18 protein-coding genes are annotated in these 21,075 nt (G+C 59.6%); 6 read left to right on the top strand and 12 right to left on the bottom strand.

What is annotated here, in order from left to right:
- Positions 1–24: 24 nt before the first annotated feature.
- From MWL89_RS03220 to MWL89_RS03200, 5 genes are all read right to left on the bottom strand, one after another.
- Positions 25–642 carry a 4'-phosphopantetheinyl transferase family protein gene (locus tag MWL89_RS03220; protein ID WP_244411733.1) on the bottom strand — a complete coding sequence of 206 codons (618 nt, stop codon included), beginning with the start codon at positions 640–642 and terminating at the stop codon, positions 25–27.
- Between the two features lie 130 nt (positions 643–772).
- The gene (gene eno, locus MWL89_RS03215; protein WP_244411732.1) at positions 773–2,065 is read right to left on the bottom strand and encodes a phosphopyruvate hydratase; all 1,293 of its coding nucleotides are present in this window, start codon (positions 2,063–2,065) and stop codon (positions 773–775) included.
- A 158-nt stretch (positions 2,066–2,223) separates the two neighbouring features.
- Complete coding sequence (locus MWL89_RS03210) at positions 2,224–3,057, bottom strand: energy-coupling factor transporter transmembrane component T family protein (protein ID WP_244411731.1); 834 nt, start codon at positions 3,055–3,057, stop codon at positions 2,224–2,226.
- A 203-nt stretch (positions 3,058–3,260) separates the two neighbouring features.
- The gene (locus tag MWL89_RS03205; protein ID WP_244411730.1) at positions 3,261–3,593 is read right to left on the bottom strand and encodes a hypothetical protein; all 333 of its coding nucleotides are present in this window, start codon (positions 3,591–3,593) and stop codon (positions 3,261–3,263) included.
- A gap of 49 nt (positions 3,594–3,642) precedes the next feature.
- On the bottom strand, positions 3,643–3,879 hold the full coding sequence (locus MWL89_RS03200; RefSeq protein ID WP_244411729.1) for a hypothetical protein: 237 nt from the start codon (positions 3,877–3,879) through the stop codon (positions 3,643–3,645).
- 265 nt (positions 3,880–4,144) lie between these two features.
- Here MWL89_RS03200 and MWL89_RS03195 point away from each other — a divergent pair, with 265 nt between their 5' ends.
- From MWL89_RS03195 to MWL89_RS03185, 3 genes are all read left to right on the top strand, one after another.
- Entirely contained in the window at positions 4,145–5,608 is a 1,464-nt protein-coding gene (locus MWL89_RS03195; protein WP_244411728.1) for a helix-turn-helix transcriptional regulator, read from the top strand.
- Between the two features lie 76 nt (positions 5,609–5,684).
- Positions 5,685–6,398: an RNA polymerase sigma factor gene (locus MWL89_RS03190; protein WP_244411727.1), complete on the top strand. Its 714-nt coding sequence runs from the start codon at positions 5,685–5,687 to the stop codon at positions 6,396–6,398.
- Positions 6,376–7,386: a hypothetical protein gene (locus MWL89_RS03185; RefSeq protein WP_244411726.1), complete on the top strand. Its 1,011-nt coding sequence runs from the start codon at positions 6,376–6,378 to the stop codon at positions 7,384–7,386. The genes MWL89_RS03190 and MWL89_RS03185 overlap by 23 nt, the downstream gene beginning before the upstream one ends.
- 160 nt (positions 7,387–7,546) lie before the next feature.
- Here the strand turns inward: MWL89_RS03185 and MWL89_RS03180 are convergent, their stop codons facing one another.
- The 5 genes from MWL89_RS03180 to MWL89_RS03160 all read right to left on the bottom strand — a co-directional run bounded on the left by MWL89_RS03180 (position 7,547) and on the right by MWL89_RS03160 (position 13,827).
- Positions 7,547–9,301, bottom strand: coding sequence for an FAD-dependent oxidoreductase (locus MWL89_RS03180; protein WP_244411725.1), 1,755 nt, complete (start codon positions 9,299–9,301; stop codon positions 7,547–7,549).
- A gap of 343 nt (positions 9,302–9,644) precedes the next feature.
- On the bottom strand, positions 9,645–10,121 hold the full coding sequence (locus MWL89_RS03175; protein ID WP_244411724.1) for a TrmO family methyltransferase domain-containing protein: 477 nt from the start codon (positions 10,119–10,121) through the stop codon (positions 9,645–9,647).
- Between the two features lie 179 nt (positions 10,122–10,300).
- A complete protein-coding gene (locus MWL89_RS03170) occupies positions 10,301–11,134 on the bottom strand; it encodes a MerR family transcriptional regulator (protein WP_244411723.1) in 834 nt (277 codons plus the stop codon).
- Positions 11,135–11,166: 32 nt separating this feature from the next.
- Positions 11,167–11,859, bottom strand: a complete 693-nt coding sequence (locus MWL89_RS03165; RefSeq protein WP_244411722.1) for a GGDEF domain-containing protein — start codon at positions 11,857–11,859, stop codon at positions 11,167–11,169.
- Between the two features lie 555 nt (positions 11,860–12,414).
- Positions 12,415–13,827 carry a helix-turn-helix domain-containing protein gene (locus MWL89_RS03160; RefSeq protein ID WP_244411721.1) on the bottom strand — a complete coding sequence of 471 codons (1,413 nt, stop codon included), beginning with the start codon at positions 13,825–13,827 and terminating at the stop codon, positions 12,415–12,417.
- Positions 13,828–14,077: 250 nt separating this feature from the next.
- Between MWL89_RS03160 and MWL89_RS03155 the strand changes: the two genes are divergently transcribed.
- The 3 genes from MWL89_RS03155 to MWL89_RS03145 all read left to right on the top strand — a co-directional run bounded on the left by MWL89_RS03155 (position 14,078) and on the right by MWL89_RS03145 (position 19,122).
- Positions 14,078–16,321 (top strand): oxidoreductase, encoded by a 2,244-nt coding sequence (locus tag MWL89_RS03155; RefSeq protein WP_244411720.1) that lies wholly within the window; start codon positions 14,078–14,080, stop codon positions 16,319–16,321.
- A gap of 335 nt (positions 16,322–16,656) precedes the next feature.
- On the top strand, positions 16,657–17,352 hold the full coding sequence (locus tag MWL89_RS03150; RefSeq protein ID WP_244411719.1) for a Crp/Fnr family transcriptional regulator: 696 nt from the start codon (positions 16,657–16,659) through the stop codon (positions 17,350–17,352).
- 219 nt (positions 17,353–17,571) lie between these two features.
- Positions 17,572–19,122 carry an FAD-dependent oxidoreductase gene (locus MWL89_RS03145; protein ID WP_244411718.1) on the top strand — a complete coding sequence of 517 codons (1,551 nt, stop codon included), beginning with the start codon at positions 17,572–17,574 and terminating at the stop codon, positions 19,120–19,122.
- A 316-nt stretch (positions 19,123–19,438) separates the two neighbouring features.
- Here the strand turns inward: MWL89_RS03145 and rplQ are convergent, their stop codons facing one another.
- Both rplQ and MWL89_RS03135 read right to left on the bottom strand, forming a co-directional pair.
- Positions 19,439–20,110, bottom strand: a complete 672-nt coding sequence (rplQ, locus tag MWL89_RS16360; RefSeq protein WP_244411717.1) for a 50S ribosomal protein L17 — start codon at positions 20,108–20,110, stop codon at positions 19,439–19,441.
- A 13-nt stretch (positions 20,111–20,123) separates the two neighbouring features.
- Positions 20,124–21,074 (bottom strand): DNA-directed RNA polymerase subunit alpha, encoded by a 951-nt coding sequence (locus tag MWL89_RS03135; RefSeq protein WP_102379057.1) that lies wholly within the window; start codon positions 21,072–21,074, stop codon positions 20,124–20,126.
- Position 21,075: the final 1 nt, after the last annotated feature.

Raw genomic sequence — 21,075 nt, 5'->3', positions numbered from 1 at the left:
GATTTAGGTAACAGTATACGGGTTTTATCCTGCTACGCTGATCTCCAGGTTGCCTATCGGTTCTTCTCCACATACGGCGATTCGGTATCCCGACACGCACGCGAACTCCCCGAAGCGCCAATCACCGTCATCGGGCCTGATGAGCACTGCTTCCCCGGACACCTCGAAGCACACCGACGACGGATCGACGGCAATGCCCCGCCCCGTGGCCTTCAGATAGCTTTCACGAAGCGTCCATATCCGAAAGAACGTCTCGGCGGGATACGCCGACCGCTCGACTTGGCGGATCTCCTCTGGGGCGAACGCGCGCCGTGCGAGCTTGGGGTACTCCAGCGAACGGCATTGCTCCACGTCGCAACCGACCGCTCCCGCCGATCCTACGGCGAGCAGCGCCAGAGTTCCGCTATGGGAGAGGGAAAACGGGGGGCCTCCCGCACGATACGGCTTGCCCCGCTCGTCCCGCTCGATCGGCACCGAGCCGATGTGCCGAGCCACGAGAAGGCCGGCGCCGAGGCTCAACCGCTTGTCGGCGTCGTTCGCGAATCGCTCGATGCGCTCGCGGCGCCGTGCGTCCACTTTCGCGAGCAGAGCGGGGTCGCGCGGGTCGAGGCTGCGCACGTCGGTGCAATACACGCTGATCACGCTGCACCCCGCCTGCCGACGCAACGCCGACGCAAGGCAAAGCCCCCGCATGCCATGCAAGCGGGGGCTTTGCCGAATGCCACCATCGAAGACGGTGGGATGATCTGTCGCACGCTACGCAGTACGGTGCCTAGCGCTTGATGTTGTAGAACGCGCCCATGCCGGCGTAGGCTCCGGCGGCGTCGAGCTCTTCTTCGATGCGGATGAGCTGGTTGTACTTCGCCACGCGATCCGAGCGGCAGGGTGCACCGGTCTTGATCTGACCGACGTTGCAGGCAACCGCCAGATCGGCGATCGTCGTGTCCTCGGTCTCGCCCGAACGGTGGCTCATGACGCAGGCGTAACCGGCCTGCTTCGCCATCTGGATGGCCTCGAGCGTCTCGGTGAGGCTGCCGATCTGGTTCACCTTGATGAGGATGGCGTTCGCGCAGCCCATCTCGATGCCCTTCGCCAGACGCTTGGAGTTGGTAACGAACAGATCGTCGCCCACGAGCTGAACGCGATCGCCGATACGCTCGGTAAGCGCTTTCCAACCGTCCCAATCCTCCTCGGCCATGCCGTCTTCGAGCGAGATGATCGGGTACTTGTCGACGAGCGCCTCCCAATAATCGACCATTTCGGCACTCGTGAGCTCGCGCCCCTCGCCGGCCAGCACGTACCTACCGCTCTCTGCGTTGTAGAACTCGGTGGAAGCGGGGTCCATCGCGAACATGATGTCGGTGCCGGGCGCGTAGCCAGCTGCTTCGCAGGCGCGCATGATGTACTCGAGCGGCTCTTCGTTGGTCTTGAAGTTGGGAGCGAACCCGCCCTCGTCGCCCACGCCGCCGCCGAGGCCGGCGTCGTGCAGGACCTTCTTGAGCGTGTGGTAGATCTCGGCGCACCAGCGCAGCGCCTCGGCGAAGGAGGGGGCGCCTACCGGCATGATCATGAACTCCTGGAAGTCCACGTTGTTATCGGCATGCACGCCGCCGTTCAAGATGTTCATCATGGGCGTCGGAAGCAGGCTCGCGTTCACGCCGCCGACGTATTTGTACAGGGGCAGCTCCGCCGCCTCGGCCGCAGCCTTGGCAACGGCGAGCGATGCGCCGAGGATCGCGTTGGCACCGAGGTTGCCCTTGTTGTCGGTTCCGTCGATTGACAGCATCGTCTCGTCGACGAGGCGCTGATCGTCGGCTTCCATGCCGATGAGCGCATCGGCGATCTCCTCGTTGACATGAGCAACGGCATTGAGCGTGCCCTTGCCGAGATAGCGCTCGGAATCCCCGTCGCGCAGCTCGACGGCCTCGAATGCGCCCGTCGAAGCGCCCGAGGGAACCGCCGCCCGTCCGAACGAGCCGTCCTCGAGTACGACCTCGACCTCCACCGTCGGGTTACCGCGTGAATCGAGCACTTCGCGGCCGAATACATCGATGATGATGCTCATGTGCACTGCCTCCTCATTGGTATTGGTATGGGTGACGGTTCGCCGTGCAAATGCGATACCGCAACCTAGCAAACGATGCCATGATACTAAATACCTTCGAAAGGCGGCACATGATCGGCGATTTCGCTCACAAGTTCCACGGCAGCGGCAAGGCGTCGCTACAGAAACGCCGCGAGCGCCGCGCATGCGGCCAAACCGGCGATCAGCACCGCAGCAGAAGCCCCCGAAAACTCCCGGGGATCGAGCTCGGTTCGCACATCGCCCATGCCGTAGCACCGCGCTTCCATCGCGACAGCCAGGTTGTCAGCGCGACGGAACAGCCCCACGAATAGGGGAATGAGCACGGTTTGCCATGCGCGCAACCGTTCCATTACCGTGCCGTCGGAAAACGCCGCGCCGCGAGCCCATTGCGCCGAACGCACCTGAGAAAACTCTTCAGCAGTCACGGGAATGAATCTGAGGGCGATCGAAACCATCATGGCGATATCCTGCGTGGGCACGCGAAACGCCCGCAGGGGCTTGAGGAAGTCGTTGAGCGCATCGGTCAGATCGTTTGAGGTGGTCGTAAAGCACACGACGAAGCTTGCGAGCACAAGGAACACGATGCGCAGCGCATAGAACGCACCGCGAGCGAACCCCTCGGGCACGAACCCGAACGAACCGATCAGCGGCACCGGTGAAACGCCCGCAAGCACACCAGCCGAAACATCGCCTGCACCGAAACCCGCTGCAACGTGGGCGATATCGAACGCGAAGCTATTGAAGACAAGCGTGAACGCAAGGATAACGTACACGGGAACGAGCAATGAGAACATGCGGGCAGGCGGAATTTTCGCAACCAGCATGGCCGCGAGGCAAGCAGCCACGCAAGCGCCCAGCCCCGTCCAGGTATGCACGAAAAACAGCGTGACCGAATACGCGAGCAGCAAGACAAGCTTGACGCGCGCGTCAAGTCGATGGATAGGCGTTGTACCGGGTATGTAGATGCTCACGCTGAACTGCATGCAAGCAGTATGACATAACCGCTTTCCAACCGCTCGCCAAGCAGTGGAATCGGGTGACCCGAACGCCTCAACGCAACCGGGATGCAAAACGTACCGGCACAGGAATCGAGGGGTTCCCGGCGGAATTCTCCCCCGCCGCAGAAAAGGGCGCCCCGAAAGGCGCCCTTGGATCGCGAGGAACCGGTCTCGGCTTAGAACTTAGCCTTGATCTTCTCGAAGGCGTCCTGAACGGCCTCGCCGGCATCCTGCGCTGCGCCTTTGACCGTCTCGGCGGCAGATTCAGCCGCGTGCTTGACGTTCTCGGCCATCTCGCTTGCACTCTCTTTGACCTGATCCATCGCCTCGGGCGCTTCGGACTTCGCGTCGGTCGCTGCATCCTTTACGCCGTTGCGAGCGTCGTGTGCGGTGTCCTTCACCGCGTTCTTCGCATCGGTAGCTGCGTCTTTCGCGGCATTCTTCATATCGTGTGCGGTGTCCTCCGCCTTGGTAGCGGCATCCTTCACCATCGTATCCATATCAGCCATGATGATCTCCTTCTGGTTCACTACGGGGTTTGCCTATCGTTCATGCGAGCTAGTCGCCGAATTCCTGCTCGGTTGCTTCCCTCAGCTCCTCGGCCTTCGCCGCGGTTTCAGCCGCCTCGACGGAAGCGGCTTCGTCGCATACCGCATCCGCGGATTCAACGGAAGCCTCGGCTTCGAACTTTATGCTCTCCTCCATGCGCTCAAGCTCTTCCGCGGCGCGCCTGCGCTCAACGTCGTCGTCCATCGCGAGCATCTTTTCGGCATCGGCCAATCCTGCTTTGGTCATGATCCCGCTCCTTTCGTCGGATTCTCTTCGATCTACGTCGCCATCTGCGGCAACGCTTCGTTTTTGTTGATTCGATTGTATGCCTTATCGCAGGTCGGTAGGCGTACGGGCGGCAACGGAGATGAAACGGTTGCATGGCAAAGGAAACAGGCGGTCAACAACGCCTCGATCCGTCTCGTAGCCGAACGGCACTCCCGTTCGCGCCATTCGCAATGCAAAGCGCTATACTTACCCTTTCGGCGGTTTGGCATGGGAGGTCATCGCGATGGGGAAACGCACGCCTGCGGTTATCAACCAGGCGGAAGAACGGCAACGCTTGCTCGAAAGCGTCAAGCGCAGCGTCGCCAAGAACCCTTTTCTCAGCATCGCGTTCGGGCTGTACTGGATGCAGACGACGCTGCTCTTTCAAAGCCCGTACCTGTTTCTCGAGCCGTCACCGCTCAGCGGCTTCCCGCTCCCGAAAGGAACGATCCTGCTCGTAGCGAGCGTTGCCACCTATCTCATCTGGAGCATTCTGTACAAACGCATCAATGCGGTGAGCATGCGCCGCTGGTTCCCCTTTACGCTCGGTGCCGTTCTTTCCTTCGGCGCATTGCTGTTCACATGCTATCCCGAGTTCGCGTACACCCATCACGACATCGCCGTCATCCTCTATCTGCTCGGATCGATTCTCATCGGCTGCGGCACCGCGAACGTCAACCTCGAAGCAAGCCGCATTCTCGGCCACATCGGTCCCAAGCAAGCATTGTTTCACCTGGTATTCGCACTGCTCATCGGTACTGCAGGAGCTTACTTCTTCTCGTTGCTGCCCTTGGCGGCAGGTAAAATCGCCATCGTCGCCGTGCCTATTCCGATGGTGTACTGCCTCATGAAAAGCTTCGATGCGGTACCGCGCAAAGCCGTGTACAGCCACGGCATGAAAACCGAAGTGAAGCTGCCGACGAAGTTTCTCGTTACCTCGGCGTTTCAGGGCCTCGCACTCGGTGTCATGCACAGCCTGCTCGTAAATTCTTTCGAGAATTCTGCGCTGCTCGTTTCGCTGGGATTCTTTGCAGCCATCGGACTCGTGTTCTTCTGCTCGATTATGCTGAAAAGCGATTTCGATCTGCTGTTTTACCGCATCGGATTCCCGCTCATGGCCACAGGATTCTTCCTGCTCGGCATCGCACCGAGCATGGTGGAGATGGGAGCGGCGGTGCTCGACGTCGGATACTGCTTCCAGTACCTCATCAGCTGCTCGCTGTGCGCATACCTCGCAAAGGGGCTGAACCAGCCTCCCGTCTGGATCGTCGGCACGAGCACCGCGTGCCTCTTGGCCGGCCAGCTCGCCGGCACCGTGTTCGAGGCCGTCGCCCCCGACCAGACCGCGCTCGCCGTAACGATTGCGTTCGTACTCGTGCTCGCGGCGCTGTACATGACGAGCAATCAGAACCTGCGCCGCGGCTGGGGCGCCGTCAGCCCCGGCTCGGATCACAAGACGGACTCGGGAGCCAACGAGGCGCTCGCCGTACAGGTGCTCGCAAGCGAGCACGGACTTTCGGCACGCGAAACCGAGGTCTATGCGCTGCTCGTCAAAGGATACAGCCGCAAGGCCATCGGCGAAGAGCTCTGCCTGGCGGAAGAGACGATCAAAACCCATGCGGGCAGAATCTATCAAAAGTTCCTCGTGCACTCCAAGCAGGAACTCATCGCGATGACGCACGAGCGCGCTGCAACGCTCGGCGAGTAGGAGCCCGGTACAACCCGCCTGGCGCAATGCCGCGCCGCCCGCGCTCCGGCTAACCGCCGCGCAGACGCGAAAAGCAATGCGACGATCGGCTGCGGCACCGCGAGCGGCACGCCCACCAACTGCCGCACTGGCAAATCGTCCCACGCGCCCGCAAGAAAAACCGCCCCCGATGAAACGAATCGGGGCTTTCCCGCATGTATCATGCAAGGAGGTGATTTCAATGACCGACCAATTGCGCTCGGAACAATTCATGAAGCATGCGCTCGGCACCCTGGCAGGCAGCGTCTATCGGCTCGCGCTCGCGCACCTGCGCAACGCCGCCGATGCGCAGGATGTCGTGCAGGATGTCTTTCTCAGCCTGCTCAAGAGCACCGTTGAATTCCACGACGACGAGCATATGAAGGCATGGCTTTTGCATGTCACCGCCAACCGATGCAGAGAATACCATCGCAGCGCCTGGAGACGGCGTGTTGAATCCACCGATGACGTTGCGTCGTTCGCAGAGTCCGCCGTCTGCGATCCCGGTCTCGAGGCGCTCTTCGAGCATCCCGTCTGGGCGGCGCTTGCGCATCTGCCGGAAAAGCTTCGCATCGTCGTTCACCTTCACGATGTCGAGGGGTATTCGAACGAAGCGATCGCGGATATCTTGGGCATTCTTCCTGCAACGGTGCGTACCCGCCTTCATCGCGGGCGCAAGCAGCTGCGGGAAAACCTCGGCGCAAACGAACAAGCCGCCATCATCACCACGAAACAGAAAGGAGCGAATCATGAACCGCAACCTTTTCGATGACTACCGCAAGCACATGAACGAAGTCGAATTGCCCGATAGCGCCCGCGAAAACCTTAACCGGGCGATTCTCGAGGAGCGCTCGGCATGCAGCCAATCATCCGCAGCGCACTCGACGTGCAAGCGCCTCCCGGCAAGACCCGCGTGGCGCATCGCGGCGGCGGCTGCCTGCATCGGCGTCATCGTATTCGGATGCCTCTTTTTCACGCCCGCCGTCGATCGCATGCTCGGCGGCAATGAGAAATCGTTCGCGTTGACCGCCTACGCCTCGGGCATAGCGACCGAAAGCGCAGGCAACGTAAAGCTCGCTCTCGGCAACTTCGCCAGCTGGGGCGGCTGGTACTCGTTCGACGAGTTAGCCTGGGAGGATGCAAGCCCCTACGAGAACGACTTCATCCATGACACGGGCATGGAAAAGGGATACATCTGCTCGATATACTTCGACCTCGCCTGCGAAGGCTCGGGCATCGCCTCGCTCACCTACGAGCTCGAAGGAGAAGGCGTGTACTTCAACTTCGATCCCGCGCGGGATTGGAGCACGCCCCCCGAAGATTTCACGCGCTACCGCTTTACCGTCGGCCCCGACGATCTGAAAAACGCCGACAAGGGCTTCGTTTACATCGTGGCCAACGTTCCCGTCGAAGGAGATCTTGCCGAGCCGGCCGCAGTGCTCGACGAGCATCTTGAGCGCATGGATGAAGCCCTTGCAGAGAACCCGGACGAGAATCCGAACGAGAGGTTCACCCAAGACGAAATGGATGCCTATAGCGAGGCGATGAACCAGCTGGGCGTTCTCGTGCAAACCAAGGCCGCCGAGATGGTAGGCGAATCGGTTCTCACCATCACGGCGACGTTCTATGACGGCACCACCGAATCGCACCGATACCGCATAGCCCCCGTTGAGGATATCGAGGAGCGCTACCGCGAGATCCTGGACGACCCCCGCTCCGGGGAACGCTCATCGCTCTTCACCATTGAGCAGTTGAGCTGAGACGACGGCACAGCGGAGGCGCGAAACCCGCCGCGTATCCGCTCTGGAAACGACCCGTATCCCGAACGCCAACCGCACCCGCGCCAACGTACGCAAGCCCCGACGCTTTCAGCAAGCAAGCGTCGGGGCTTTCTGAGGGAGGTTCGGCGAAGACGCCGGGTTATTCGTTCTCGGCGATGTACTTGCCGGTGAGGTAGCCGAACGTCACGCAGGTCATGCCGTAGTTCGCGCCTTCGATCATGAACGTGTAGGTTCCGGAGAACATATCGCCCACCATCGTTCCCACGTTGTACAATCCGGGGATCGGCTTGTCGTCGGCATCGCATACCTGCATGTTCACATTGGTGTTCAAGCCGCCGAGCACCGTAAGGAACCCGAACGTTTCGCACATCTCGCCGAAGAACGGACCCTCGGCGATCGGGTGCAGATGCTGCGGATCCTTGTGGAAGTCCTCGTCCACGCCCGCTTCAGCAAGCTCGTTGTAGCGGTTCACCGTCTCGATGGTCTCTTTCGGAAGGCCGAGCTTCTCGATGACCTCCTCGATCGTATCGCCCATAACGTAGGTCTGGCCGTTGCCCTCGGCGGTCTTGGTCCAACCGGCAACCGCTGCGGCGATGGCCTCTTCGCCCGTCATCATCGAATCGACCGTCCAGTCGCCCGAAACCGCTTCGTGCTTCGCATAGCCCGCATCCCAGATGGCGTAGGCCTTCTTCTCGGGAAGCAGCGTGATGTTCTCGGCGGCCATAGGACCGATGCAGTCCTCGTTCATGTAGCGGTTGCCGTCGCGGTCGAGCAGCAGGCCGAGATGGTTCGTGTAGAGGTTGCGGGGTCCGGGCGCCCAATACGAGCCCATCGTGCAGTTCGGGAAGCTCTTCTGCCATGCGGCGCCGACCCAAAGACCCATCTTCTGGCCCTGACCCTTGTAGATGCCGCCGTACTTGAAGCCCTGGTCGTAGTCCGGCTCGCTGTCGTACACCTTCGGGTCCACGAAATCGGCCGTCTCGGGGCAGAAGCAGCGCATCATGTCGCGGTCGCCCGAGAAATCGCCCGTAGCGAGCACGATGGCGTTCTTGCCGACGTACTTGGCGTAGGTGCCGTCTTCGCGCTTGCAGATGACGGCGGTTACGCGGCCCGTGTTCTCGTCTTCGCGAACAAGCTGCTCGGCCACGTTCTTGTAGTAGATCGTCCCGCTCAGATCCTCGGTGAGATGCCGGGCGAGCTCGTACACCAGAAGCGGCTGCATCTTGCCGGTTACGACCTCCATGCCCTCCTCGGGAGGCTCTTGGCCGTTGAGGTTCCAACCGACGGCAGCCGTGCGCTGCAGGTAGAGGCTGTCCTCCTCGTCGGGCGTGCCAATTTCGATGTCGATCGAGTAGCCCGCCTTTTCCATGAGGTCGATCGTCCAGTTCATGGCCGTTTCGGAGTTGTTGTAGTGCTGGTACCACTTGCGCTGATCGACCTTGTGCATCTGGCAGAAGATCTCTTTCTGGTACTGCGACACGGGAACCTTCTCGTAGCCCTGCTCCTCGAACGCCTTGCAGTACACCGCGTTGTTCGAGCCGCCGCGCGACGTGGGCTTGGTCGAAGCGGATACGACGACGACGTTCTTGCCCTCTTCTGCGGCGCTGTTCGCCGTCATGAGGCCCGCCGTGCCGGCTCCCACCACGATCACATCGGCCTCGATGGTTTCGGCGATGTCGCTCTCGGCAATCGGCTCGGGCGGAATCTCGAACGACCACTTCTTCTTCATCGTTTCAGCGGTCAGGTATTCCTCGCCGTCGGCCGATACGGGCGCGCTCGCGTCCTTCTTGCCGGCATCCGCGCTCGGCGCGCAGGCCCCGAGCGTTGCGGCCGCCATGGCCCCGACCGCGGTCACGCCCGCGCCCTTGAGGAAATTACGACGATCCATCTCCATGTTCTAGCTCCCTTCCTGATGTTTCCACGATCCCGATGCCCCGCATGCGGCTTCGATGCTTTTCGGGCCGCATCGATGCATCGGACGTACGTGCAAGAGGATTTCCCAAGCGGACTCCGATAGCCCGTCCTCCTGAGCGCACTCTATGAAAAACCGAAAGGGGCATACATCCCCCGCAACGGGGCTACCTCGCGAAAACCGAGATTGGCCCGTTTTGGGGGACATGCGAGCTGGGATAACGAAGTCGTCGTCGCAGAATCGGCGCTGCGGGCGAGGTTCCTCGACTCGCCCGGCGGGCACGGCAGCCTCCCAGTCCCCATCGCCGCCGCGTTCGCTCAGCCGATCAGAAGCGAAACTCATCCCCCCAATCGAAACCGCCCGACGTCTCGACGTCCCTCGGCCAGTGCGCGCACCAATCGGGAACTGCGGGAGCATCCACGCGATCGATGCTCGGCGTGTAGGGCTTGATGTCGATCACGGGGGTTCCAAGCTCGGCATCAAGATACGGTGTGCGGATAATGCCCGCTTCGGTATCGATTCCCGCAACGTCGACAACGCTGATGCACAGCGGGTTGGGGCGGACGGGTGAGCGGGTGGCAAAGATGCCAAGCGGCGATTCCACCCTGCGGTACGGCATGCCCGCATCGAGGAACATACGGTACTCGGGCTCGTCGGCGCCGCTCGCCCACCATACGATGATAAGATGGCTGAATCCGTCGAGCCCCCGAAGCCCAGGGCGATACGCCTCGGCAACCTCGATGGCCGACAGGCCGTCTCGCTCGGATACGGTGCCGATGGGATTGAGTTCTATGGTACTCATGAAACGCTCCTTTCTCGTGGTATCGGGAGCGTACAGGCTGACACCGTGTCAGGGTCAACGGGTAATTTCGCCGCCCGTACAACCGATGCGGGCGCATGGCGGCAAAACGGCTGAAGGCGCGTCGTCCGCCGAAAGCGGCAAAAAACGCGCTGGGCACCGCGCGGCCGAGCGGTAACCGATCAGCCCTCGGATGATCTGCGGTGCACCGGAATCTGGAATTCCGTCACATACTCGCTCGGATCCTCGGTGTTCCAGCATCCCCGATGGGCGATCTCTCGGGTATTGCCCGCCATCTCGTACAAGGGATGCCCCTCGAGCCACTGAGCGAACGCGGTATACACCGGGGCGATGTTCTCGTAGGGACCGTACACCATAATCGAAGCCACCTGGGGCAAGGCGTCGGTTCGGTAAAAGCGGACGGGGCCCTCGCCTTCGCGCAGCTCGTCGACCGCCACCGCCACCTCGACCGTCACGCCTTCCTCGTCCGCTTCGCTTTGGCTGTCGAACTCGCAGAACTCGACATAGGGGTCGGATACGGGCACGTCGTGCTCCTTCACGAACGAACCGAGCGCCTCCCAGGCACGGCGCTCTTCGTCGTAGGAGGAAAGCGCCATGCGCAGCGCGATCACCTCGTAGGATGGCACCGCCTTGAGCGACACTTCGAAATCGAGGCCGGCCGATCCGTCGACCACGGCATCGCGAAGGCTGCGCACGTCGGCAAGCCGCCGTTCCCCCTGTTCGATATCCGAGAGAATGCGTTCTTCGTGCAGATCAAGTTCGCGGACGAACCCCTCGTCATCAAGCTCCACCAAACGCTTGATATCCTCAACGAGAAAACCCATATCGCGCAGCGTCGTGATCTTGTTCGCACGACGCAGCTGCCCGACGGAATAGAGACGGTAGCCGTTCTCGGGATCGATGGCATCGGGAGCGAGCAGCCCGAGCTTGTCGTAATGGCGCAACATGCGCACCGACACGCGCGATAACCGAGAAAACTCCCCTATCTTGAACATGAAGCCGTCACCCCGCATCCATCCACGAGCGCTCAATCAAAGCAAACCGCATCGCTGCGGCGGAGCGGCACGCCAAAACCATCTTCGCCCCGTTCGCCTTCAAGCCGAGCACGTCCCGCACCATGAAAGCCGCGCGTTGCCGTGCGGTAGAACGTGCGCTTGTCGCAGTTCATCGCCTCATCGGCATCGAACAGCATCTTCGAAATGCTCTTGGGATGCTCCTCCCAGCGCGCACCGATGGCCGCGCGGCGAAGCGAGCCGTCCTCGAACGTTCGGCCGAGCTCAGCCGACAAACGGGAAAAATCGGTTTCGGCGATACCCACGGCGATGGCGACGAATTCATCGCCGCCGATGCGATACAGCGAGAACAGGTCGGCGAGCACCGAGCGCATCGTATTCGCGCATTCGATAAGCAACCGATCGCCCACCGCATGGCCGTCCCGATCGTTGACTTCCTTCATGCCGTTGATGTCGAGGAAGATAACGCCGATCGGTTCGTTTCGCTCGGCCAAGCCGTCAAGATCCTGTATATAGCGGTTGCGGTTGAGCAGGCCCGTCAGGGAATCGTGATGCTGCAAGAACTCATAGCACTCGAAGTTGGCTATATCCTCATCGGAGCCGACGCCGAACAGCTCCCGTCCCGGTTCGTTGATATAGAGCAGGTCGTACGTCTCGATATCCGAGATGTAGAGGGGATCGATACCATCCGATTCGGGTTCGTTCATGGCCTACCGCCGTTGCCGTTGCCGTTGCCGTTGCCGTTGCCGTTGCCGTTGCCGTTGCCGTTGCACAAAGTATAGCCCAGGCATCTCGGTTTTTCGTCGACGACAGCGCTCGTCTATAGGATTGGACGGGTCGAGCGTCCGTCGGCGTCGGCCCCGGGAGCATGCAGGCAAGCTGCAATGGCCCGCCGCCCGCCAGCCCAGCCCCCGAAGTGCACGTCGTTTTTCGAATTCCGAACCCATCGTCAACCCGCCGCAATGCAGCCAAAACACTGTCGAGCGGACAAAAAAAGCCGATGTGAAGCATTTTGTCCGCCTCAGAAGACGCGCGGAACCGCTTTGGAGCGTAACGGTTGAGATCACTGTATCAGCAAGCTTCTGATCTGGTCTTTTAAAGGACAAAAAATGTGAAGGCGGGGGAATCGGGCACAGAAAGCTTCACAACGGCGATTTTTGTGCTTTTAAACGAGCGGCCCGCGCAAGCCGCGCCCCCGTTTAGACCCAGTCAGCACCGACCTCTCGGTCCCAGCGATGCCCCATGCCCCGATTGGCGCACTCCTATACGTGCCGCTCGACAAGCGCTATAAGCTCCTGCTTTTTGTGAATACCGAGCTTCTTGTACAGCCCTTTGGAGTGGGATCGAACGGTATCGGTCGATATGAAGAGCTTCTCGCCTATCATCGGCAGCGTGTAGCCCTTGACAACCAGCAAGGCTATTTCCGATTCCCTCGGAGAAAGCGCGTACTGCTCGGCAATGACGGCAATCGCACGCTCCGTCGGATCGATCGAGTTCGCTTGGCCCGGCGAAACAACCTGCGAAACCCTGGCCCTCATCACCACTACGATGATCGCCACTACAAGAACCAGCGCCATAGCCGCGGTTATCGCTATGTTGACGAGCGATGTCTCGTAGCTGTCGAGCATCGGATGAAATATCCCGATCAGGTAGCCGACCATGGCGGGAAGCTGCGAGAACACCAGGTTGCCGGCGCCGAAAAACAGCAGCGCCGGAAGCTTTTGCCGATAGATCGAAGCCGCCATGAACACCCAGCAGAACAGCATGAGCGTCCGCCGGGTTGCGCTCATGAAGCTCGTAGCAAGCTCCGAGTTGATTGCCGAGAACGAAGAATAGAAAAACAGGCCGCTGAAGATAACGAGTACCAGGAAAGGCCAAAGGGCGTCGGGATCGTTGCGCTTGAACCGGAATACCCAAACGCAATAGACCACGAAAACAGCGAAGTAGATGATCATCCAAAACACGTTGAAAGCCCTCTGGTCAATGAGGCTCGGCGGCGTAAAAGCCCCGCTGACAACGCCCGCAAGGGCGCAGAGGAACAAAAGGATCACGGTGTCGAGGGGAATTCTTCGCAGCATCGCCGCATCAACCGTCTGCTTTTCGCCGACGTTAACGGCGTTTTTCTCGCTGCACCACACCAAGCAAAACCCCGATGCGATCGGGAACACGAGCGCCGCAAACGCGATAACGTCGCGCGGCGCAAGCGAGAGAACGAGCGAGATAACACCGAAAATCGTATACCCGCCCGCAATGATGAGCGCCGAGCGCTTCGGCTCGATCGAACACAAAAGGCGCCCCAAGCCCAAAAGCAGCACGGCGCTTCCCGCCCCACGGAACACGGCGCCGAAAACTGCAACCGCCTGGGAATCGAAATCCCCCAAATAGTACGGCGCAAAGAGCAATCCGCTTCCGCAGAGCTGCGCGGCGGCGGCAACGACGATGAGGGCATTGACCGTTCGCTCGGTATACGCGAAACGATAGTCGAGCACGATCAATGCGAGCATGGCAACAGCCTGCGCGGCCATTTCGGTAAAGTTCAGAAAGTCGTTCGTCGGGGCGAAAGACCCGGAGTTGGTGCTCCAATACACAAGCCGATAGAACGCAATGGCAAAGCAGGCAAGCAGCGAAAAGCCCGATAGGAACCCCCCGCCTTGCTTTTTGTTTCTCGCGACCACTACCACGCTGCTCCTCTTCGCTATAGCAAACCGGCCCATCCCCGTATCCCGGCCGATAACCGACAACCATTATATGTCGCAAAGCGCCAAACGCTTCGATCATTTGATTTCAGGCATCACATCAATGATGTGATCTAAGAAGCGAGACGCTTTTCCCCTGATTCATGCGGTAGCGCGCACGAACCCAACCAATATCATCGTTTCTGCAGCGCTGCAAAACAATGATACAGGGTACAAGGGAGGTCCACAGATGGAAAAGCCCTCAAAAGAGGCAATCGGAACCACGGGCATTTCGAGACGGAGCTTTGTGGAAGGCGCAGCCTTGGCGGCCATCGGCGCAACGGCGGCATCGGCTCTGTCCCTCACGGGATGCAGCCCCGCACCATCGAATTCGGCGGAGAACGGAAACGCGGCGAATGCCCCTTCGGCGGCACCTTCGCCGTCCACCGTAGTCGAACTCAACCCGCAAGACGATTCGTACGATAGTTATTCGGGCGACGTGTCGGCAATCTTCAGCCCCATCACGATCGGGAGCATGAACCTCAAGAACCGCATCGTAAAATCAGCAGCAGGCTCCGACACAATGCCGAAGGGCGCTACGGAAATGAGCCAGAACGCGATCGACTACTACGGTCTCATCGCCGACGGCGGCACCGCACTCATCATTCTCGAAACCGGAACATTGAGCCCCTTCGGCCTCACGAACGGCTCAAAACCCAGCGAACAAGGCGTTCTCGAAGCTCAGAAAATCGCCGACCGGATCCATCAAGCCGATGCATACGTTGGCGTCCAGTTCGGCCTCGGCACCCCGCTGTCCCCCATAACGCAGGTCAACGATTACACCAATGAGGAAATCAAGGCTCTCGTGAAGGACTGCGGGGAAGCCGCCCTCAGGCTGAAGAACGCCGGCTTCGACTGCGTCGAAATGAAGGGTGCGACCACCGATGTCTTGAACCAGTTCCTCTCGAGGAGCCGCAATTTCAGAGAAGACGAATACGGAGCCCAGAACAACGAGAATCGCGTCCGTCTCTTCAAGGAGATCATCGAGGAGATCAGGAGCCAATGCGGTGAAGACTTCACCATCCTGACGCTGATTAACGCCGTAGAAGAGATGGATTCGAGCCTGGGAGACAACGACGGATTCATCGTTTTGGAAGAGGCGCAGTACCTGGCTCAGGAATTGGAAAAATCCGGCGCCGACTTCATCCAGGTCCGCGTAGGCGTGCCCGGCCAAGAGGTTACCTGCTACGGACCCGATTGCAACCACACGGGCTACAAGATGGATGGGGCAACGGGTTTCGGCACGCAGTTCGATTACGCGAAGCACTTCGAAGGCCTGATGGACGGCAGCCACTCGGGCGTCGGCGGATTCATTCCCCTCGCCAAGAAAATCAAGGAGGTCGTCGACATCCCCGTGGGCTGCGCGGGCAATATGGATGCGAGGCTTGCCCCCGATCTGATCAATGCCGCGGTTGCAAACGGTGACGTCGATCTCGTCTTCATGAACCGCATGCTCGTCGTAGACCCCGAACTGCCCAAAAAACTCGAGGAAGGCCGTCGGGACGAGATAGCCCCGTGCACGAAATGCTTCCATTGCCATGCGAAACCACTGGGCGAAGCGGAAATGTGCCGCGTGAATGCAACAACGCAGTTTGCCTACACCGAAGAAATGCCGGAAGGCTACGCGCTCGAGCCTGCCGAGAAAAGCAAGAACGTTATGGTCGTAGGCGGAGGCCCTGCGGGCATGGAGGCGGCGCGCATTGCAGCGCTTCGGGGCCACACCGTCACCCTCTACGAACAGAAGGACTCTCTGGGCGGCCTGCTGGGAACGGCGCAGGCCTACAAGGGGACCCACGAGCGGATGGGCGACCTCAAGGACTACCTAGCACGCCAACTTGAGATCGCAAGCGTCCAGACCGTCACCGGCCAGACGGTCGACGTGGACTTCGTGAAAAGCGAGGGTCCCGATGTCGTCTTGGTAGCCGTCGGCGGTTCAAGGGAAAGCAAGCTTTCTTCGAGCGCCTCCGTTAACGTCATGGACGTAGGCTCTATCGATCTTAACGAGATCGACGACGATGTTGTGATCGTGGGCGGCAACCTGCAGGCAGTGGATATCGCATCGTTTCTTATTGCGCAAGGAAAGCATGTCGACATCGTGAACCCCGGCGCCAAAGACGTTCTCGACATCGAGCAATCGCCTTGGGTGAGAAGGTTCACGTTACCCCACCTGTACGCAAAGGGCGTCAAGGTCTACAACGAAGCCGATGCGACCGAGGTTACCGATAGCGGCCTCAGGATCACGATGCGGGATTGCGGCCTCGACAAGGAAATCGTCTGCGGAACGGTTATCGAGTGCTGGGACATGGTAGGCAATACCGCGCTTGTCGACGATATCGCCGCGACCGGCATCGAGGCATATGCCGTAGGATGCGACGCACCCAAGAACATTCAAAGCGCCATACATGCCGGCAACATCGTAGCCCGTAGCATCTAGCAATCCGAAACAGCCCAAACCCATATGCGCACCGAGCCCCGCGCAAGCCCCTTTCGGAAGCTTGCGCGGGGCTTCTTTGCTTGTCGTGAGCAAAGGAAATCCGTCGACAGCACGCACGGCGGCGACCTGAATCAACGGGGGTAGCCCGCATCGGCGTCGACAAGCGGCCGGCTATCCTGAATAGCCGCATGCGAGAGCGCGAACTCGTCGGCATCCCACCCGAATTGCACTCGCCCGAGCGCTTCGGCGACAGCTACGACGGCTTTACCGCGCTTCGCCGCATGCTCCCGATACGCTAGAATGGCAAGTACTTGAACCGAGAGAAGGCGGAAGCCATGGGAGCCCACTTTTCCAGTTTATTCTACGATGCACCGCCAGTGCCTCAGAGCATTCTCCTCGTTGGGGACGAGCGAGAATTCGCTCCAGGCGAAATGCTGGTCGAACACAATACTTCGATAGGCGGTTGCTACTACATTATCGAAGGGCTTGTTTTCGCTGTCGACTTCACGGAAAACGGTGAAAAGGTTTTCGGATTGATCGTAGACAAGGAAACACTGCTCGGCGAAACGTCGCTTTTGCTGGGCATCCCCTTTCCAACAGGGTTTCAGGCCCAGATCAAAACCCGGGCCCTCTTCATTTCCGCAGCGGATTTCTCAGACCTTTTCGAACGAGATAAAGAAGTTTCCCAGTATGCGGCCCGCGTTGCTGCAAGAAAAATGCTTTCGATAAAAAAGCTCTACAGCAATCGGAAAAACGAATCCGTCGTTTGGCGGATCTGCAACACCATCCTTGAGCTCTCTTACCGATATGGAAAAGACTTCGAAGGAGGAAAGCTCATCGCGTTTCCGCTCAGCCACCAGCTGCTGGCGGATTTCGTCAATGCGAATCGCATTACGGTGACGAAGTGCATGCGATCCCTCAAAAACCAAGGTCTCATCCGCAGGATCAACAATGCCTACAACGTTCCCGACGTAAAACGCCTTGAGGCGTACAAGAAGGATCAAGCCGTCAGCAACCAAAACACGCTCTAGCACAGACACGATCGGACGCTGTAGCCGAGACTACACCTGTAGCCCCGCTTTCTAGACCGATCATCTCGAGACCCCTATTCTCTTACCTGCAGAAAGGGGGTAATCGTGCTGCCAACGAGTTGGACCAGACAAGCGCACAGCAATGCCACCGACATGCCAGGCGGCACAAACAGGAAACCGCATAGATGGCTTCAAGGTTAAAAGGGATGGGAGATCGCCATGGAAATGGATCGCAGGAAATTCTTATCAACCGCCGTTATCGCGGGCGGAGCCGCAGCTTTAGCAGGTTTGGCCGGGTGCAGCCCGAGCGCCGAACCCACCACCGCATCTGCGGATTCGAACGGTTCGGAAGGCACGGAAGCGAAAAACCAGGAGAAGACTGCCGATATCGTCATCGTTGGAGCAGGTGCCGCAGGGCTGAGCGCGGCCTGCACGGCATCCGAAAAAGGAGCCAGCGTTGTTTTGCTCGAGGCAATGCCGATGACCGGCGGAGCCTCGCTGGGCGCTACCGCCACCAATATCGGCGGATCGCAAAAGCAAAAAGATGCAGGCGTTGAAGACAATGCCGAGTTGATTTTGGAGAGCTACGCCAAAGACCTCGACGACCCGTACGTACTTGCCACGGCAAAAATGTACTCCGAGAACAACGGGGCAACCTACGACTGGCTGATGTCCGATATGGGAGTCAAGTTCTCAGACGAGGTACAATTCTTCCCCCCGTATCCCGTTGCGCGAATCTGCTATCCCATCGGGGGCGGCCCGGGCATCGCTAAAACCCTGACGGAAAAAATCGAAGAATCCCCCGTCGAGTTGCTGCTCGAAACGACCGCTACCGAGCTTATAAAGGAAAACGGTGCCGTTGTAGGCGTTATCGCCGAAGCCGCGGATGGAACCGAATACCGCATCAACGCCAAAGCCGTCGTTCTTGCTGCGGGAGGCTTTGGCGCGCGACGTGACATGCTTCCCTACGAGTCGCTCAAAAACGTCATTTTCTACGGCTCGGAGTCCTCGGACGGCAAAGCAATGGGACTTGCCCTGTACGGTGGAGCCATGCTTCGGTACCTCGACAACCTGTCTATCGAAGGCGGAGGCCTCGAGCTCTCGCCCGGAACCGGCACGCAATTGTATTCCGTTGTATTAGGTTCGTTCAGGGATGCCGCAGGAATCATCATCGGACCTGACGGCAACAGGATAATGAACGAAATGGGCCCAGCGCCGGCGCAGGTCAATGCGTATCGATCCCTTCCCGATTCCGCCGCCTACCTCTTCTTGGACAAAGCATCGTTCGACGTCTTCTATACCCTGGGAACCAGGGAAGTGGGAGGCGTATTCACCCCCGATACCTGGGAGAAGTGGCTTGCAAGTGAAGACTTGCCCTTTATCGTTACCGCCGACACGGTAGACGAAGTTGCTTCCGAAGCCGGAATAAACAGCGAGGGTTTGAAGGCGACGATCGAATCGTACAACGCAGACGCCCCAGCCGGTATCGATTCTGCGTTCAACCGCCCCATCGCCTCCTCCATTGGAGAAGGGCCCTACTACATCATCAAGATGAACCTCAGGTACGCGCACAGCTACGGCGGTTTGATCGCCAACGAAAACCTCGAAGTGCTCGATTGGAGCGAAACGCCCATCCCCGGATTGTACGGCACCGGACAGATGCTTTGCAGCATCCAGGGCAGGGACAACATCGCCAAACCATCGACCGGTACGTCCTTCGCCTACACATCGGGTCGTCGCGCGGTTCTCAACGCCCTTGAGACGTTCTAGGCAGTTCCCTCGATAAGGGCGTCTTCTTTTCGCCGGCATCCCAACGATACGTATTGGGATGCCGGTTTTTTGACGGGACCGACGAACCCCTCAATCGTCCATCGCGAACACTCGGGACTCCTGCGTTGCTCTTGAAGCTGTTTTCGCATCCTTTGCGGCAGGCTTCTGCGGGCAGGCTTTTCGTAACGCTGCTGCATGTGGATGAACGAGTATGACATGATGATGCACCGCTTCGGATGCACTCGTTTCCGAGCGTAAAAACGGGGGCCGTAGCCCCCGTTCGATTCAACTATGTGCCGCTTGCAAGCTCAGGCGCCTACTTGGCCTCTTCGGCCTTCTTCTCGGCAGCGGCCTCGGCTTCCTGAGTTGCCTCTTGAGCCTCGGCGGCTTCGGCGGCGGTCTCGGCGGCCTCGACGGCAGCTTTCTCATCGCCAGCTTCATCGGCGGCTTCGACGGAAGCCTCGGCTTCCTCCTTCACCGCTTCCTCGATCTGCTCAAGCTCCTCGGCGGCCTCTTTGGCCTCCTCGGCTTCAGCGGCTTTCGCCTCGTCGGCCTTCTTCGGAGCGGCCTTCTTGGCAGCGGACTTCTTCGCAGCCGGCTTGGCATCGTCCTTCTTGGCCTTGGCGACGGGCTCGGTCACGAGCTCGATGATGACCATGGGGGCGTTGTCGCCCTTGCGGTTGCCGAGCTTCATGATGCGGGTGTAACCGCCCTGGCGATCGGCGAACATGCCCTGCGAAACCTTCTCGAAGATCTCGCGAACAAGCTCTTTGTCGCCGAGCGCCGCAATGGCGAGACGGCGGGAATGAAGATCGCCCTTCTTCGCCCAGGTGATGATCTTGTCGACGTCGCCGCGGATCTCCTTGGCGCGCGCATCGACCGTCTTGATGCGGTCGTTCAGGAACAACGCACCAACCAGGCTCTTCTTCATTGCCTTGGTGTGGCTCGCGTCGGTACCGAGCTTGCGACCTTTCTTATAGTGTCTCATCGTTATCTAACTCCTATAGCTTCAAATTGAGATCCATCGAGATCAGCTTGTCTTTGACCTCTTCGATGGATTTCGCACCAAAGTTCCTGATATTCAAAAGGTCGTTCTCGGAGAACTCGACGAGCTGGCGCACGGAGTGGATACCCGCACGCTTCAGGCAGTTGTAGGAGCGAACCGAGAGGTCCAGATCCTCGATCTGCTTGTCGAGCTCCGCGTTGCTCTCCTGGCCTTCGGGAGCGAAGATCGAGGCAACCTCGCCTTCCTCTTCTTCGAGCGTATCGGAGAGGCTCAAGAACGCGCCCATATACTGGTTGATGATGTTGGCCGCACGGCAGATCGCCTCGGTGGGGGCGATGGAGCCGTCGGTCTCAACCTCCAGCACCAACTTGTCGTAGTCGGTGCGCTGGCCCACGCGGGTATCGGTGACGTTCAACGTGCAACGACGAACCGGCGAGAACAGCGAGTCGACATGGATGACGCCGATAGGATCTTCGGTGCGCTTGTTGCGCTCAGCCGAAACGTAGCCGCGGCCGACGCCGATGCGGATGGTCATATCGAGCTGACCGCCGTCGGCAACCGTAGCGATGACGTGCTCGGGGTTGATCAGCGTGAATTCGGTGGGGATATCGAGATCCGCACCGGTGACCGTACACGGTCCTTCAGCCAATACGTGAGCAGTCGCCTCTTCGATGTCATCGGAAAGTGCGGAAAACACCAGGCCTTTCACATTCAGCACGATGTCGGTAATATCTTCGATCACGCCTTCAGCGGTGGTGAACTCGTGTTGCACCCCCTCGATCTGGATCGCGGTTGCTTTCGCACCGTCCAGCGAGGAAAGGAGCACTCGACGCATGCAGTTACCCAATGTGTAACCGTAACCACGCTCAAGCGGCTCGACAACGAAACGAGCAACGGTCTCGTTGATCTCTTCCGTTGTTACCGTCGGCCTCATGAACTCTGTCATA

Origin of the sequence: Raoultibacter timonensis (assembly GCF_022845715.1) — a bacterium.
Taxonomy (GTDB): Bacteria; Actinomycetota; Coriobacteriia; order Coriobacteriales; family Eggerthellaceae; genus Raoultibacter; species Raoultibacter timonensis.
The sequence above is the reverse complement of the archived record's forward strand: the minus strand, read 5'-3'. Positions and strand labels throughout refer to the sequence as shown.

Coding starts and splice junctions, on each gene's coding strand:
- MWL89_RS03190 (WP_244411727.1), top strand. CDS start 5,685: ATGCGACGATCGGCTGCGGCACCGCGAGCGGCACGCCCACCAACTGCC.
- eno (WP_244411732.1), bottom strand. CDS start 2,065: ATGAGCATCATCATCGATGTATTCGGCCGCGAAGTGCTCGATTCACGC.
- MWL89_RS03150 (WP_244411719.1), top strand. CDS start 16,657: ATGGGAGCCCACTTTTCCAGTTTATTCTACGATGCACCGCCAGTGCCT.
- MWL89_RS03205 (WP_244411730.1), bottom strand. CDS start 3,593: ATGGCTGATATGGATACGATGGTGAAGGATGCCGCTACCAAGGCGGAG.
- rplQ (WP_244411717.1), bottom strand. CDS start 20,110: ATGAGACACTATAAGAAAGGTCGCAAGCTCGGTACCGACGCGAGCCAC.
- MWL89_RS03175 (WP_244411724.1), bottom strand. CDS start 10,121: ATGAGTACCATAGAACTCAATCCCATCGGCACCGTATCCGAGCGAGAC.
- MWL89_RS03185 (WP_244411726.1), top strand. CDS start 6,376: ATGAACCGCAACCTTTTCGATGACTACCGCAAGCACATGAACGAAGTC.
- MWL89_RS03195 (WP_244411728.1), top strand. CDS start 4,145: ATGGGGAAACGCACGCCTGCGGTTATCAACCAGGCGGAAGAACGGCAA.
- MWL89_RS03155 (WP_244411720.1), top strand. CDS start 14,078: ATGGAAAAGCCCTCAAAAGAGGCAATCGGAACCACGGGCATTTCGAGA.
- MWL89_RS03170 (WP_244411723.1), bottom strand. CDS start 11,134: ATGTTCAAGATAGGGGAGTTTTCTCGGTTATCGCGCGTGTCGGTGCGC.
- MWL89_RS03145 (WP_244411718.1), top strand. CDS start 17,572: ATGGAAATGGATCGCAGGAAATTCTTATCAACCGCCGTTATCGCGGGC.
- MWL89_RS03200 (WP_244411729.1), bottom strand. CDS start 3,879: ATGACCAAAGCAGGATTGGCCGATGCCGAAAAGATGCTCGCGATGGAC.
- MWL89_RS03135 (WP_102379057.1), bottom strand. CDS start 21,074: ATGACAGAGTTCATGAGGCCGACGGTAACAACGGAAGAGATCAACGAG.
- MWL89_RS03165 (WP_244411722.1), bottom strand. CDS start 11,859: ATGAACGAACCCGAATCGGATGGTATCGATCCCCTCTACATCTCGGAT.
- MWL89_RS03180 (WP_244411725.1), bottom strand. CDS start 9,301: ATGGAGATGGATCGTCGTAATTTCCTCAAGGGCGCGGGCGTGACCGCG.